Annotated in this window: 13 protein-coding genes; 3 read left to right on the forward strand and 10 right to left on the reverse strand. The window is 69.3% G+C overall.

The window, feature by feature from the left end; genetic code table 11:
* From ABZW60_RS14250 to ABZW60_RS14270, 5 genes are all read right to left on the reverse strand, one after another.
* The coding region (locus ABZW60_RS14250; RefSeq protein WP_355476745.1) for a DivIVA domain-containing protein at positions 1-749 on the reverse strand (749 nt) is incomplete at its 3' end.
* 54 nt (positions 750-803) lie between these two features.
* Positions 804-1,661 (reverse strand): TIGR00730 family Rossman fold protein, encoded by an 858-nt coding sequence (locus ABZW60_RS14255; protein ID WP_355476746.1) that lies wholly within the window; start codon positions 1,659-1,661, stop codon positions 804-806.
* A 195-nt stretch (positions 1,662-1,856) separates the two neighbouring features.
* Positions 1,857-2,921 carry a succinyl-diaminopimelate desuccinylase gene (gene dapE / locus ABZW60_RS14260; RefSeq protein WP_355476747.1) on the reverse strand — a complete coding sequence of 355 codons (1,065 nt, stop codon included), beginning with the start codon at positions 2,919-2,921 and terminating at the stop codon, positions 1,857-1,859.
* Positions 2,918-3,601, reverse strand: a complete 684-nt coding sequence (locus ABZW60_RS14265; protein WP_355476749.1) for a VOC family protein — start codon at positions 3,599-3,601, stop codon at positions 2,918-2,920. The genes dapE and ABZW60_RS14265 overlap by 4 nt, the downstream gene beginning before the upstream one ends.
* A 10-nt stretch (positions 3,602-3,611) precedes the next feature.
* Positions 3,612-4,196: an ABATE domain-containing protein gene (locus ABZW60_RS14270; protein ID WP_355476750.1), complete on the reverse strand. Its 585-nt coding sequence runs from the start codon at positions 4,194-4,196 to the stop codon at positions 3,612-3,614.
* Between the two features lie 63 nt (positions 4,197-4,259).
* Between ABZW60_RS14270 and ABZW60_RS14275 the strand changes: the two genes are divergently transcribed.
* Positions 4,260-4,925: a maleylpyruvate isomerase family mycothiol-dependent enzyme gene (locus tag ABZW60_RS14275; RefSeq protein WP_355476751.1), complete on the forward strand. Its 666-nt coding sequence runs from the start codon at positions 4,260-4,262 to the stop codon at positions 4,923-4,925.
* Here the strand turns inward: ABZW60_RS14275 and ABZW60_RS14280 are convergent.
* The 5 genes from ABZW60_RS14280 to ABZW60_RS14300 form a co-directional block, all read right to left on the reverse strand.
* Positions 4,922-6,961, reverse strand: a complete 2,040-nt coding sequence (locus tag ABZW60_RS14280; protein ID WP_355476752.1) for a DUF4185 domain-containing protein — start codon at positions 6,959-6,961, stop codon at positions 4,922-4,924. The two genes, ABZW60_RS14275 and ABZW60_RS14280, sit on opposite strands and share 4 nt — an antisense overlap.
* A 3-nt stretch (positions 6,962-6,964) precedes the next feature.
* The gene (locus tag ABZW60_RS14285; protein WP_355476754.1) at positions 6,965-7,990 is read right to left on the reverse strand and encodes a glycoside hydrolase family 172 protein; all 1,026 of its coding nucleotides are present in this window, start codon (positions 7,988-7,990) and stop codon (positions 6,965-6,967) included.
* A gap of 9 nt (positions 7,991-7,999) precedes the next feature.
* Positions 8,000-8,797, reverse strand: coding sequence for a carbohydrate ABC transporter permease (locus ABZW60_RS14290; RefSeq protein WP_355476756.1), 798 nt, complete (start codon positions 8,795-8,797; stop codon positions 8,000-8,002).
* Complete coding sequence (locus ABZW60_RS14295) at positions 8,787-9,674, reverse strand: sugar ABC transporter permease (RefSeq protein ID WP_355476757.1); 888 nt, start codon at positions 9,672-9,674, stop codon at positions 8,787-8,789. Before ABZW60_RS14295 ends, ABZW60_RS14290 begins: the two co-directional genes overlap by 11 nt.
* A 68-nt stretch (positions 9,675-9,742) precedes the next feature.
* Positions 9,743-11,104, reverse strand: coding sequence for a sugar ABC transporter substrate-binding protein (locus tag ABZW60_RS14300; protein ID WP_355476759.1), 1,362 nt, complete (start codon positions 11,102-11,104; stop codon positions 9,743-9,745).
* A 233-nt stretch (positions 11,105-11,337) separates the two neighbouring features.
* Between ABZW60_RS14300 and ABZW60_RS14305 the strand changes: the two genes are divergently transcribed.
* Entirely contained in the window at positions 11,338-12,000 is a 663-nt protein-coding gene (locus tag ABZW60_RS14305) for an SIS domain-containing protein (protein WP_355476761.1), read from the forward strand.
* Positions 11,997-12,935, forward strand: a complete 939-nt coding sequence (locus ABZW60_RS14310) for a ribokinase (RefSeq protein ID WP_355476763.1) — start codon at positions 11,997-11,999, stop codon at positions 12,933-12,935. The genes ABZW60_RS14305 and ABZW60_RS14310 overlap by 4 nt, the downstream gene beginning before the upstream one ends.
* Positions 12,936-12,960 lie beyond the last annotated feature (25 nt).

Here is a 12,960-nt window from a genome sequence, read left to right on the forward strand (position 1 = left end):
CCACCAGCAACACCCGGCGCGTACGCCGAACCAGCCGGGCCGTCCGTTCCACCAGCAACACCCGGCGCGTACGCCGAACCAGCCGGGCCGTCCGTTCCACCAGCAACACCCGGCGCGTACGCCGAACCAGCCGGGCCGTCCGTTTCACCGGCAGGACCCGGTGCGTGCGCCGTACTGCCCGAGGCGTCCGTGCCGCCGGCCGCATCCGGTGCGCCCTGCCCATCCGCGGGGTCGGGCGCGTGCGCCGAACCACTCGGCTCATCCGCTGTACTGCCGGGTCCGTCCGCGCCTGGCGCGGGCGTCGGGCTGCCGGATTCGTCTGTCCTACCAGCTGCGCCCGCGGCCTCGTCGGTGTCCGGCTCCGGGAAGTCGCCGCCTACCAGGATCGGGGGCTGGGTGCCCGTGTCTTCGAACTCGCCGGGGTCGTAGGCGCGGGACGTGAAGCCGCGCCCGTCCGGTGCGTCGACGATGGGGGCGACGGCGCGCTCCAGGTCGGCGATCCGGCGGTCGCGTTCGGCGACCTCTTTCGCGATGCGTTCGAGGAGGGTGTCGACCTCGTCCATCCGGTAGCCGCGGACGCCGACCGCGAAGCGGGCGGACTCGATATCGGTCGACGTGAGCGCCTGCCGCGCGGGCACGGTCATGTCGGGCCGGTCGTCGTACGCCGTATTCATGGCACCCCAACGACCCGAGGCGACTACCGCGACAGCCCCGATCAACAGCACCACGATCAGCCCGAAGAACCACATCACGGGTCCGATCGTGCCATGCCGGACGAGTCAACCGCGAAGTCACCCAGGATTTCAGCTCCCGTCGGAGCCCAGGCGGTGGGCGCGGGCGGCGGGGTCGTTGGCGGCGTCGACCTCGCGGGCGGCGGCCTCGGCGGCTTCCTCGGCAGCCTCGTCGGCCAGTTCGCCGGCCTTGACGATGTAGCTGATCGCCTCGTCGACGTCGTCGGTGACGATGAACATGTCGAGGTCGGCGGGCGAGATCTTGCCGTCCTCGAGCATCGTGGTGCGCAGCCAGTCGACCAGGCCGCCCCAGTACGACGTGCCGAACAGCACGACCGGGAACGACGTGACCTTCCGGGTCTGCGCGAGCGTGAGCGCCTCGAACATCTCGTCCAGCGTGCCGAACCCGCCGGGCATCACGACGAAGCCCTGGGCGTACTTCACGAACATCGTCTTCCGGGTGAAGAAGTACCGGAAGTTCATGCCGATGTCGACCCACTCGTTGAGGCCGTTCTCGAAGGGCAGCTCGATGCCGAGCCCGACCGACACCCCGCCGGCCTCGGACGCGCCCTTGTTCGCGGCCTCCATCACGCCCGGCCCGCCGCCGGTGATCACCGCGTACCCGGCACCGACCAGTTTCCGCCCGAACTCCTCGGCGGCGGCGTACATCGGGTCGTCGACCTTGGTCCGCGCCGAGCCGAACACGCTGATCGCGGCGCCGAGCTCGGCCAGCATGCCGAACCCCTCGATGAACTCCGACTGGATCCGCAGCACCCGCCAGGGATCGGTGTGCACCCAGTCCGACGGGCCGCGGCTGTCCAGCAGCCGCTGCTCGGAGGTGGAGTGCTGCACCTGCTTGCGCCGCATCACGATCGGCCCGCGCTGCTGCTGGCCCACCGGACGGTCGGGGTGGATCGATGGTTCTGACATGCCTCCAGGTTAGAGGTTGCTCGGAGGGGTGGTGCCGTCGCGAGCGTCGTCCCGCGGAGTGCTGGGCAAGGCGGAGGAGGGAGGCAGGACGGAGTCCTTCCGACCGACGACAACGCCGCCCAGTGCCCGCGGGGCGGCGCGCAGCAGGCGCCAGCCCTCCGAGGAACCTCCTGCCTGAGCGGTAACCGGGCCGTGCTACGCGCGGTCTGTCAACCAACTCCTCAGCCGCTGTTCACACAGCTCGATCTCCGCCTCGGGCACGAACTCGTCCTGCTTGTGCGCGTACAGCGGGTCGCCCGGGCCGTAGTTCACCGCCGGTACGCCGAGCAGCGTGAACCGCGCCACGTCCGTCCACCCGAACTTCGGCTGCGGCTCTCCGCCCACCACCTGCAGGAACGCCGCCGCGGCGGGCCGCTCCAGCCCCGGGAGCCCGCCCGGCGCGGAGTCCGTGACCACCACGTCGTACCCCTCGAACACCTCGCGCAGGTGCTCCTCGGCCTCCGCCTCGGACCGGTTCGGCGCGAAGCGGTAGTTGATCGTCACCGTGCACAGGTCCGGTACGACGTTGCCCGCGACACCGCCGGAGACCGCGACCGCGTTCAGCCCCTCGCGGTACTCCAGGCCGTCGATCGGCACCCGCCGCGGCTCGTACGCCGAGAGCCGCGCGAGCACCTCCCCGGCGGCGTGGATCGCGTTCGACCCCATCCAGGAGCGGGCCGAGTGCGCGCGCTCGCCGCGGGTGGTGACCTCGATCCGCATCGTGCCCTGGCAGCCGGCCTCGACGACCGCGTTGGACGGCTCCATCACGACCGCGAACACGCCCTCGAGCAGCTCGGGGTTGGAGCGGGTCAGTTTGAACAGGCCGTTCCGCTCGGCCTCGATCTCTTCGCAGTCGTAGAAGACATAGGTGACGTCGCGGTTCGGCTCCTGCAGGGTCGCGGCGAGCCGCAGCGCGACCGCAACACCGCCCTTCATGTCGCAGGCGCCGAGGCCGTGGATCAGCCCGTCGGCGCGGCGCGCGGGCAGGTTGTCGTTGAGCGGCACGGTGTCCAGGTGGCCGGCGAGCACGACGCGCTCGGCGCGGCCGATGTCGGTGCGGGCGACGACGGTGTTGCCGTGCCGGAAGACCTTCAGGTGCGGGTACGCCGCGAGCGCCTTCTCCACCTTGTCCGCGAGCTTCTCCTCGGTGCCGCTGACCGACGAGATGTTGACCAGCGCCTCGGTCAGGTCGGACGCGGACGCGGACAGATCCAGCTTCATGAGGCCTCCGGAGGCAGGAACACGCAGAATTCGTTGCCCTCGGGGTCGGCGCAGACGTGCCAGCCGATCTCGTCGTCCTTGGGCCGCAGCAGTGTCGCACCCGCGTCGAGGACGGGCTGCAGGGCGGGTGCGGTGACGTCCCAGTGCACCCGGTTCTTCACCGACTTCGGCTCCGGGACGGGCACGAAGACCCAGTACTTGAACGGCAGCCCCGGCACGTTCTCGATCCAGTAGTACGGCCGGCCCGGCCTGCTCGAGAAGTCGCCGCCGACCACGCCCGCCCACCACCGGGCCTGCGCCTCCGGGTCGGCCGAGTCGACGATCAGCTCCATCAGCCGGTACGCCGGGACGGTCTCGCGCACGAACCCGCAGAACTCACCGCCCTCCGGATCGGTCAGCACCGTCCACTGCTGCTCCTCGCTCGCCGGGGTCCGGACCGCTGCGCCGGTCCGCTCGAGGTCGGCGACCGCACCGGTGACGACATCCAGGTGGACCCGGTTCTTGACGGTCTTCTTCTCCGGGACCGTGCACATCCAGATGGTCTTCTCCGGGGCGTCACCGACCAGCACGTTCGGGTTGTCGGCGGGGGGCGTCAGGCCGATCACCCGGCCCCAGAACGAAGCCATCTCGCTCGGCGACGACACGTCGACGCACAGGTCCTTGAAACGCGCGATGGTCATGCCGACCAGGCTATCCGGCGGTGCGCCGGCGGTAGTGGCGATTCACGCGTTCGCGATTCCCGCAGGCCGGCGAGCACCAGGTCTGCCGCGGGTCGTCCTGCAGGAAGTACTTCACGCACCGCGCCGCCGGGCACGCCCGCAGCCGCGCCCGGTCCGGGCCCGCGAGGAAGTCGATCGCCGACCGCCCGACGGCGCCGACCAGCAGCGCGACCGGATCCTGTGTGCGCGCGACCCGCCGTACGACGGGGTCGCCGCCCACGGGCCACTCGAGCCGCTCACTCCCCAACCGGTCCGCCGCCCGGTTCACCAGCCGGAGCGCGGCGTCGGCGTCCATCAACCGGTCCGCGTCAGCCTTGCTCGGCGGTTCCGGCGCCACCGCCCGGGCGAACAGCGCCCGCACGGCCTTCCTGATCCGCACCAGCTCCGGCCAGACATCCGCCTCCGCGAGCTCGGCCTGTCCGAGGGCGTCAATCACCAGGTCCTGGTGGTCCGCCAACCACGCGCCCGCCTGCTCCGGAGTGGACAGCAGATCGGCGATACCGCCGTGCCCGTCGTGCTTGATCGTGGCGGCGAGCGCGAAGGCCAGGGTGGTCATGACCGGATTCTAATGGGATACATGGTTGCTGCCATGTGAATCCTTCATCTAGGGTCTCCAGTCGTGACCCTCAACGACGTACGTGCGACCGCCGACCAGCTGCTCGCGGTGACGGCAGACCTCGACGACGCCACCGCACGTGGTGACTCGGTGTTGCCCGGCTGGTCCCGCGGCCACGTGATCACGCACATCGCGAACTTCTCCGAGGCGATGACGCGCCAGGTCGAGGAGGCCCTGCAGGGCCGCCTCGTCGAGGTGTACGACGGCGGCCGCCCCGCGCGGGACGCCGCGATCGAGACCGGCGCGGACCGTCCGGCCGCCGAGCTGAAGAACCATCTGAACCAGGCGGTCACCGCGTTGCTCGCCGCGTGGGACAAGGTCGGCCCGACCGACTGGCCGCTCCCGATCCTGCACCGCAACAGCAACCTGTCCGCCGGCCTGCAGGCCACCTGGCGGGAACTCACCATCCACACCGCCGACCTGAATCTCGGCATCACACCGGCCGCGTGGTCCGAGGACTTCTGCGTGCACCTGCTCGACTTCCTCCGCCCGCGCACCCCGGACAACACCCACCTGGTCCTGAAGTCCCCCACCGTCACGTGGGACAACGGCACCGGCGAGACGGTCACCCTCGAGGGCGCACTCACCGACCTCACCGCCTGGTACGCCGGCCGGCCGGCACCGGGCCCGATCACAGGCCCGGCACCGGAGCTCCTCCCCTGGCCTTAGCTCACCGTGAAGTCGTCCACCTGGATCCAGGTGTCCTTGTTAGGGGCGTTGAAACCTGCGTAGACGGTCAGCTCGTGGACGCCGGCCGGGACTTTCACGCTGACCTCGTGGTGGACGTAGCCGGTGCCTGCGCCGAAGGTCTTGCTCGCGAGGTCCTGGGTGCCGGCGCGGACTCCGAAGCGGCCCTGGTCGGCGGGGAGGTTCGCGGAGGCGTTGACCCAGGAGCCGAAGGTGTACGTCGTACCGGGGACCACCGGGACGGTCTGGTAGAGCGCACTCCAGCCAGTACACGTGCAGCGGATCCAGCCGTTGTTGGCTCCTGAGTGTGCGAAGCCGAGGCCGCGGTCGACGCCGTTGGCCGCGGTGCCTTCGAAGAGCCAGGCGGGTTTGCCGCCACCGGTGCCCTCGAAACCGCCGTCGGCGAGCTGCGACACGTACCGGACCGCCAACTCGGAAACAGTCGAGAACGAACGCGTTCCGCCAGGCAGGCCGACCACCCGGACCCCGTCGGTCTCCTGCACCGGGAACGTGATCGTGTACGTCGTGTTCGCGCCGGCCGACACATCACCCGGGTACGCCGGCGTCACGGTCTGGGAGCCGACCTCGACCCACTGCCCGTTCCGGCGCACCTGCACCCGCGGCCGCCCGGTGAAGTACCCGCCCTCGGCCGAGACCGCGCCGGAGGTGAACTCGACGTTGTTGACCTTGCGCTTCGCGGGCCACTCGTAACCCCACCACGACGCGCCCTTCACCTCGTCGTCGAAGTCCGACTCGCTCCCGGTGCGCGCGCCGTCGTTCATCAGCGCGAGACTGCCCGACTGTGTCGACTTGGAGATCGCCACGGCACCGGTCGACGGTGCCGCCAGGTCGTCCGATCCCGGCAGGTTCGCGGCCGGCGTACCGTCGGACGGCGTCAGCACGAGCTTGCGCAGGTTGAAGTTGTAGACCGACGTGCCGATCCCGCCACCGCCGCACGGGCACACGTTCGCCTGGACGTACATGGTGCGGCCGTCCGGCTGCACGAACTTCGACGGGATCGTCACGCCGTACCCGCCGTACTTCGCCGTCGACCACGGATACCCGCCGAAGTCCTTGCTCAGGAAGTGCTTCCACGGGCCCCACGGCGTCGGCGACTCGTAGAACTCGAAGGTGTACTCCGTCCACGACGTGTACACGTACCGCTTCTGCGCGGGCAGGTACGTCACACCGCCCTGGCTGATCACGCTCAGGTTGGAGGCGTTCGTCCCGTACGTCTGCGCGTACAACCGCCGCGTGTCGGTCAGCACCGGCTTGCGGTCGGCGAGCTTCGACGACCAGCCGGCGCCGGTGTAGAACTTCCACGCGCCACGGTTCTGCACGTCGCCCTTCGGCACCCGCGCCAGGAACACCGACTGCGGATCGGCGACCGTGTCGTCGAACGAGTCCCGCCAGTTCCCGTCGAGCCCGTAGGCGTAGACGTAGCCGTCGGGAGCAGCAGAGCCGCCCTTGCCGAAGTCCGCGAACCAGATGGTCGTGAAAACGTGGTCCGAGAACATCGGCCTCGACTTGTCCCACGTCCAGGTGCGGCCGTGGTCGGTCGACTTCAGGATCGTCGCCGCCGGTACGTCGTTGAAGTCCAGCGCGAGGTCCTGCACGGCGAGGTACATCGTGTCGCCGACGCAGACCATGCCCGTCGGCTTCCGGTTGTACCCCGCGCCGCTCCAGACCGGTCCGACCTGGTCGCCCTTCGAGATCGTTGCCCCGGACAAGTTCCCCGGTGTGCCGGTGATCTCGCTGACCGCGATGTCGGCGAAATCGCCGTCGAGGCTGAACCCCTTGCCGTCGCCGTTCGCGGCGTACAGCTTGTCGTTGCCGGCCCAGCAGGACGGCCACAGGTCGCCGTCGCTCTGGCTCGGTATGCCCTTCGACTCCACCTGCGCCGTCCCGACGGCGGTCGAGGCGGCAGCAGGCGGTTGCGAGCCGGAGGAGGACTGGGTGAGAAGAGCCGCGGATCCGAAGACCAGCGGGAGGACAGCAAGCAAGGCCCCACGCTTCATGAGCTATCCCTTCAGGGTCTGGTACCAGTACGCGACCGACGACCAGTCGTCGCTGCGCTTGTTGGCGTGCCCGTGCTCGATGGTCACGCGAATGCTGCGGAAGAACGTGATCGGATCCTCGATGTGGAAGCGGTACAGCGAGATCTCGCCGCTCCAGTTGGGTCCGCCGGGCAGCGTGATCCCGTGGTACGGCGCGGAGTACGCCTCGCTCGGGCACCACGCGGTGTTGAAGTAGTCCTCGGTCCCGGTGCCGTGCAGCGACGGCGGGAACGGTTCGCCGTCGATGAAGATCATGTCGTCGCCCTCGCCGTACCAGTTCCACTCGGCCGAGTCGCGCAGGTTCCGGATGCTCACCACGCAGCCGACGTAGTGCCCCTTGCCCTCGGTGTCGAGGACGACGTAGTTCCCGTCGCCGGTGAGGTTGGTGCCTTCCACCTGGTACTGCCGCAGGGTCTCGCTGCCCTGCTCGACGCCGTCGGTGGGGTGCTGCCGGTTGTACGACGCGTGGAAGTACCCGAGCCCGTCCTGCGCACCGTCGAACAGCTCGTAGTCGACGTAGTAGTAGAAGAACACCGGCGCGCTCGACAGTTCGGAGACGATCTCCACCCGGGCGCGGGACGCGAACGGCATGTGGAACCAGCTGTTGAAGCCCTTGCCGTCCTGCGGGCTCATCTGCAGCGGCGCGCTCACGAAGTTGACGGTCTTCCCGTGCCCGACCCCGAAGAAGTCGCCGAGCGGCACGAGCACACTCGGCCGGCCGGAGTCCTCCCAGGTGATGCGCAGGATCAGCTTGCGCAGGTAGTCCCCGTCGGCCTCGTCCGGCCCCCACGGGCTGTCCCGGGCGACGGTGCACCAGATGTGGTTGATCGATCCGGGTCCCTCGATGTCCGCCAGGACGGCCGTCTCGCCCGGACGGATCGTCAACCGGTCGTCGTTGCCGCCGGTGCGGTCCCAACTGGACGCCCTGCGTCGCTTGGAGTCCCGCAGCCGGGGCAGATCACGCAGACTGCTGCCATAGTCGCCGTACATACACGCCCTCTACTTGAGTCCGGTCGTCTTCATCGCGTCGACCAGCCGGCGCTGGCCCGCGACGAACACCACGACCGTGGGAATGGCCGCGATCACCGCGGCCGCGAGAATGAGGTTCCACGCGGAGGCGTACTGCCCCTGCATGCCGGAGACACCGAGCTGGATCACCCGCAGGTCCGGGTTCCGGGTGATGGTCAGCGGCCAGAGGAACGCGTTCCAGTTGGCCAGGAAGAACAGCACCGACAGCGACGCGAGGACCGGCCGGCTGAGCGGCAGGATGACGCTCCAGTACCGCCGCCAGTAGCCGCAGCCGTCCAGGTCGGCCGCTTCCTCGAGCTCCCGCGGGATGTTCAGGTAGTACTGCCGGAGCAGGAAGATCCCGAACGCGTGGAAGATGCTCGGCACGATCAGCCCGGCGTAACTGTCCAGCAGCCCGAGCTGCTTGGCCACCAGGAACAGCGGCACCAGGATCACCGGCAGCGAGACCAGCAGCGTCGACATGATCCCGGAAAAGATGATCCCGCGCCCCGGGAACCGCAGCCGGGCCAGCGCGTACGCCGCCATCGAGTGGAAGAACAGCGCGATCACCGTGACCGTGACGGACACGATCGCCGAGTTCAGCATGAACCGCGGCATCGGGATCTTCAGCAGGACGTACCGCAGGTTGTCCAGCGTCCAGTGCGCCGGCCAGCCGAAGTCGAAGACCTCCTCGGCCGGTTTCAGCGCACTGATCAGGATCCACAGCAGCGGCAGGATCGCGATCACCGCGAGCACGTGCGCGACGATCGGCAGGACTCTAATCCTCATCGAAGCGACCTCCCCGGGTGAAGCCGAACATCAGGCCGGTGCAGACCACCAGGATCGCGACGACCACGGTGGTCAGCGCGGCGGCGTACCCCATGTTGTTGAAGGTGAAGGCCTGCTCGTAGATGTAGAGCACGACCGTGCTGGTCGCCCGCGCCGGACCTCCCTTGGTCAGCACGAACACCAGGTCGAACGCCTGCAGGCCGGTGACCGCGCCGATCGTCGAGTTCACCACGACGAAGAAGCTGGTCGGGCGCAGCAGCGGCCAGATGACGTACCGGAACCGTTGCCAGGGGCCCGCACCGTCGATCGCCGCGGCGTCCTCGAGTTCCTTCGGCACGTCCTTCAGGCCGGCCAGGAACACCAGCATCTGGTAGCCCATCAGGAACCAGACACTGATCACGACGTACGTGCCGAGCGCGAGCGACGGCGTCCCGAGGAACGACACGTCGCCGAGGCCGAACGGCGCCAGCAGCTTGGACAGCGCGCCGCGTTTGTCGACCAGCAGGAACTGCCAGATCAGGCCGACCACGACCAGGCTGACGACGTTCGGCAGGAAGAACGCCGACCGGACCCAGCCGATGCCCTTGAAGTGGTTGCGGACCAGCATGGCCAGCGCGAAGCTGACCACGAACGCGATCGGCACGAACGTCACCACGTAGGTCGCGGTGACCTTCAGCGACGCCCAGAGCTGGTCGTCGCCCGCCATCAGCTTGTAGTTGGCCAGACCGACGTACTGGTAGTTGCCGAAGCCGTCGACCTTGAAGAACGCGACACCGAAGGCGAGCACCATCGGGATCGCGACGAAGATCAGCAGACCGAGGGTGTCCGGCGCGAGGAAGGCGTAGGCCGCCAGCGCCTCGCGCCGCTTCCTCGTCATCCCGGCCTTCGGCCGCGAGCCCGACGCCCTCACCAGAGGCTCGGACGGAGGAGATGTCGTGGTCACCATCAGCTGATCGGCGCGCCCTGGTAGGTCTTCAGGAACGTGTCGATCTTCTCGGCCGCGTCGGCCGCCGCCTTGGCCGGATCGGCCGCGTTCAGCTGGCAGGCCTGGATCGCGTCGGCGATCGGCTGGTACACCTCCGGTGGGAACCGCGGCTCCGGCTTGCCGGTCGGCGCGATCTCGCTGACGAACTTCTTCAGCACGCCCTCGCCGAACGCGCCCTTCGCGTCCGCGGCCTCCTGCACGGACTTGCGCGGCGGCACGTTGGTCTTCACCACCGTGTTCCACTGCCGCTGCCGCTCGACACCGGCCGCGTCGGTGGAGCCGAGCGCCCAGGCGATGAACTTCGCCGCGGCCTCCGGGTTCTTGCCCTTGGAGTTCGCGACGAACGCCCAGCCGCCGAGGTCGGTGGCCGGCTTGCCGCCGTCCGGTGTCGGGTGCGGGATGATGCCGTACTTGAAGTTCTTCGCCTTCGCGCGCAGATCGGCGACCGCCCAGATGCCGCTCTGCTGCATGGCGGCGGCACCGGAGCCGAGGTTCGACACCACGTCGCCGCCGCCGTCGCCGAGGGCCTTGCGCGGAGCCACCTTGTGCTTGATCGTGTCGCCCCAGAACTGCAGCGCCTGCGCGGCGGCCGGCGAGTCGAAGGCGGCCTTGCCGTCCTTGATCGCGTTGCCGTCGCCCTGCCACAGGAACGGGTACCAGGTGAAGTTCTGGTAGTAGCCGGGCAGCGTCTCGAACATCACGCCGTACCGCTTGCTGTTGGTGAGCTTCTGCGCGACGGCGAGGGTCTGGTCCCAAGTCTTCGGCAGGTCGGCCTCGGACAGGCCGACGCTCTCGAACGCCGCCTCGCTGTAGTACAGCGCGAGCGGCTCGATCTCCATCGGCAGGCCGTAGACCTTGCCGTCCACGCTGCGGGCCTCGAGCAGGCCGGGCAGGTAGTCCTTCTTGGACTCCTCCGGCAGCGCGGATCCGAGGTCCTGCAGGACGCCGCCGTTGTAGTAGCGGAGGAAGTCGCCGGGGCTGATCAGGAAGATGTCCGGACCCTGTCCCGACTGGAACGCGGTCTGCAGCGTGGTCCCGTTCAGGTAGTCCTTGCCGGGGATGTAGCGCAGCTTGACCTTGACGTCGTTGTTCTTGTTCCACTCCGCGACGGTGTCGACGAACCACTTGCTCTGCGGACCTTGGTCGTCGGACGGTCCGTAGAAGTTCCAGAACGACATCTCCTTGGCGTCGCCGCCGGAGGAACTGCCGCCGCAGGCGGACAGCAACGGGACGCCGGCCGCGGACGCGGCGAGGGCGCCGAGCCCGCCGCGCAGGACGGACCGGCGGCTGAACTGCCTGGCAGGGGACGGTGTTGCGGCCATCAGATGCTCCAGGGGTGTGTCTCGAACGGTCTAACCGTGCTTCGAGGGGCAATCGATTTCTCGCAATCTACGAGTGAGCGCCATGTCGGTCAAGGGGCGACGTGATGACGATGTGGTCAATCTGGCGGATTCCCGCCTGCACACAAGGGTTTCGACCTGGCTGCAGACGTTGACACGTCCCGACCGCGCTGCCTAATCTGCGGAAATCGATTTCTGAGATGAGAGGCGCTGGGATGCCAGTTGTGCCGAACCGTGCGTCCGCCCACCGCACGGCCGACGAGCTGTCCAGGGACCTGGTGGCACGGGGACTGCAGGCGGCGCGGGACGCCATCGAGACCGAGGCCGCGGCCGTGTCGGCACTCGCCGACCGGCTGGACGGGGTCTTCCTCGACGTGCTGACCGCGGTCGCCCGCTGCGAGGGTCACCTGGTGGTGACCGGCCTCGGGAAGTCCGGCCTGGTCGGACGGAAGATCGCCGCGACTCTCGCGAGTACGGGGACACCGGCCACGTTCATCCACTCCGGTGACGCGTTGCACGGGGACTCCGGCGCGGTCACGACGCGCGATCTCGTGCTGGCGTTGTCGGCCTCCGGTGAGACCGCCGAGGTGTGCGCGTTCGCGCGGATGCTGCGGCAGCGGGAGATCCCGGTGATCGCGATGACCGGGCGCGAGGAGTCCACGCTGGCGCGACTGGCGACGTACACGCTCGACACGATGGTGCTCCGCGAGGCGGATCCGCTGAACCTGGCGCCGACCGCGTCGACCACGGCCTCGCTCGCGATGGGCGACGCGCTGGCCTGCGCCCTCGTCGTGCTGCGGGAGTTCAGTCATCACGACTTCGCGCGCTTCCACCCGTCCGGTGCCCTGGGCAAGCGTCTGCTGGAGGACCAGGCATGACGGACGTGTGCGTGCTCGGATCGTTCATGAAGGACCTGGTCGCGTCGGCGGAGCGGCGGCCGTTGCCGGGCGAGACGCTGCACGGCACCGGGTTCGCGGAGTTCCTCGGCGGCAAGGGCGTCAACCAGGCGATCGCGGCGGCCCGGATGGGCGCCCGGACGGCGATTGTCGGGACCATCGGCGAGGACCGGTACGGCGAGGAGTTCCTGGAACTGCTGGCGGCGAACGCGGTCGACACCTCGTGGGTCGTGCGGCACCCGTCGCTCGGGACCGGCGTGGGGCTGCCGCTCGTGCTGCCCGACGGCGGCAACTCGATCATCATCGTGTCCCGCGCGAACGCGGCGATCACCGCGCCGGACGTCGAGGCCGCGCGGGACGTGCTGACGGCGAGCAAAGTGCTGAGCGTCCAGCTCGAGCTCCCGGTCGAGGCGAGCCACACCGCCCTCCGGCTCGCCTCCGCCGCGGGCGTGACCACCATCCTCACCCCGGCCCCGGTCGGGCCGGTCGACCCGGCGCTGGCGTCGTACGTCGACATCCTGGTGCCGAACGAGGTGGAGGCGGCGGCACTCACCGGGCTGGACTGCGACGACGAGTCGCAGGTGCCGATGATCGCCCGCAAACTCGCCGAGGACTGGGACCTGCGCGCGTGCGTGGTGACGCTCGGGTCCCGCGGTGCTTACGTCCTGGACCGGGCCGGCGGGTTCGAGGAACGGATCGCCGCCCACGACGTCGACACGGTCGACACGGTCGGCGCCGGGGACGCGTTCTGCGGATCGCTGGCCGCATCCCTCGCCCATGGCGCCGGCCTGGTGGATGCCGTCCGGCTGGCGAACGCGGCCGGAGCACTGTCGACCACCGTGAACGGTGCCGCCGACTCGGCGCCGTCCCATGCCGCGGCCGTGGCACTGCTGGACGGCGCAACCTCGGCCTCATGAGATCCTTTCGGACGGATCGGAGTTA

Source organism: Kribbella sp. NPDC003557 (genome assembly GCF_040610805.1).
In the GTDB taxonomy this organism is placed as follows: Bacteria; Actinomycetota; Actinomycetes; order Propionibacteriales; family Kribbellaceae; genus Kribbella.

Coding starts and splice junctions, on each gene's coding strand:
- ABZW60_RS14305 (WP_355476761.1), top strand. CDS start 11,338: ATGCCAGTTGTGCCGAACCGTGCGTCCGCCCACCGCACGGCCGACGAG.
- ABZW60_RS14280 (WP_355476752.1), bottom strand. CDS start 6,961: ATGAAGCGTGGGGCCTTGCTTGCTGTCCTCCCGCTGGTCTTCGGATCC.
- ABZW60_RS14255 (WP_355476746.1), bottom strand. CDS start 1,661: ATGTCAGAACCATCGATCCACCCCGACCGTCCGGTGGGCCAGCAGCAG.
- ABZW60_RS14310 (WP_355476763.1), top strand. CDS start 11,997: ATGACGGACGTGTGCGTGCTCGGATCGTTCATGAAGGACCTGGTCGCG.
- ABZW60_RS14300 (WP_355476759.1), bottom strand. CDS start 11,104: ATGGCCGCAACACCGTCCCCTGCCAGGCAGTTCAGCCGCCGGTCCGTC.
- ABZW60_RS14270 (WP_355476750.1), bottom strand. CDS start 4,196: ATGACCACCCTGGCCTTCGCGCTCGCCGCCACGATCAAGCACGACGGG.
- dapE (WP_355476747.1), bottom strand. CDS start 2,921: ATGAAGCTGGATCTGTCCGCGTCCGCGTCCGACCTGACCGAGGCGCTG.
- ABZW60_RS14290 (WP_355476756.1), bottom strand. CDS start 8,797: ATGAGGATTAGAGTCCTGCCGATCGTCGCGCACGTGCTCGCGGTGATC.
- ABZW60_RS14295 (WP_355476757.1), bottom strand. CDS start 9,674: ATGACGAGGAAGCGGCGCGAGGCGCTGGCGGCCTACGCCTTCCTCGCG.
- ABZW60_RS14265 (WP_355476749.1), bottom strand. CDS start 3,601: ATGACCATCGCGCGTTTCAAGGACCTGTGCGTCGACGTGTCGTCGCCG.
- ABZW60_RS14285 (WP_355476754.1), bottom strand. CDS start 7,990: ATGTACGGCGACTATGGCAGCAGTCTGCGTGATCTGCCCCGGCTGCGG.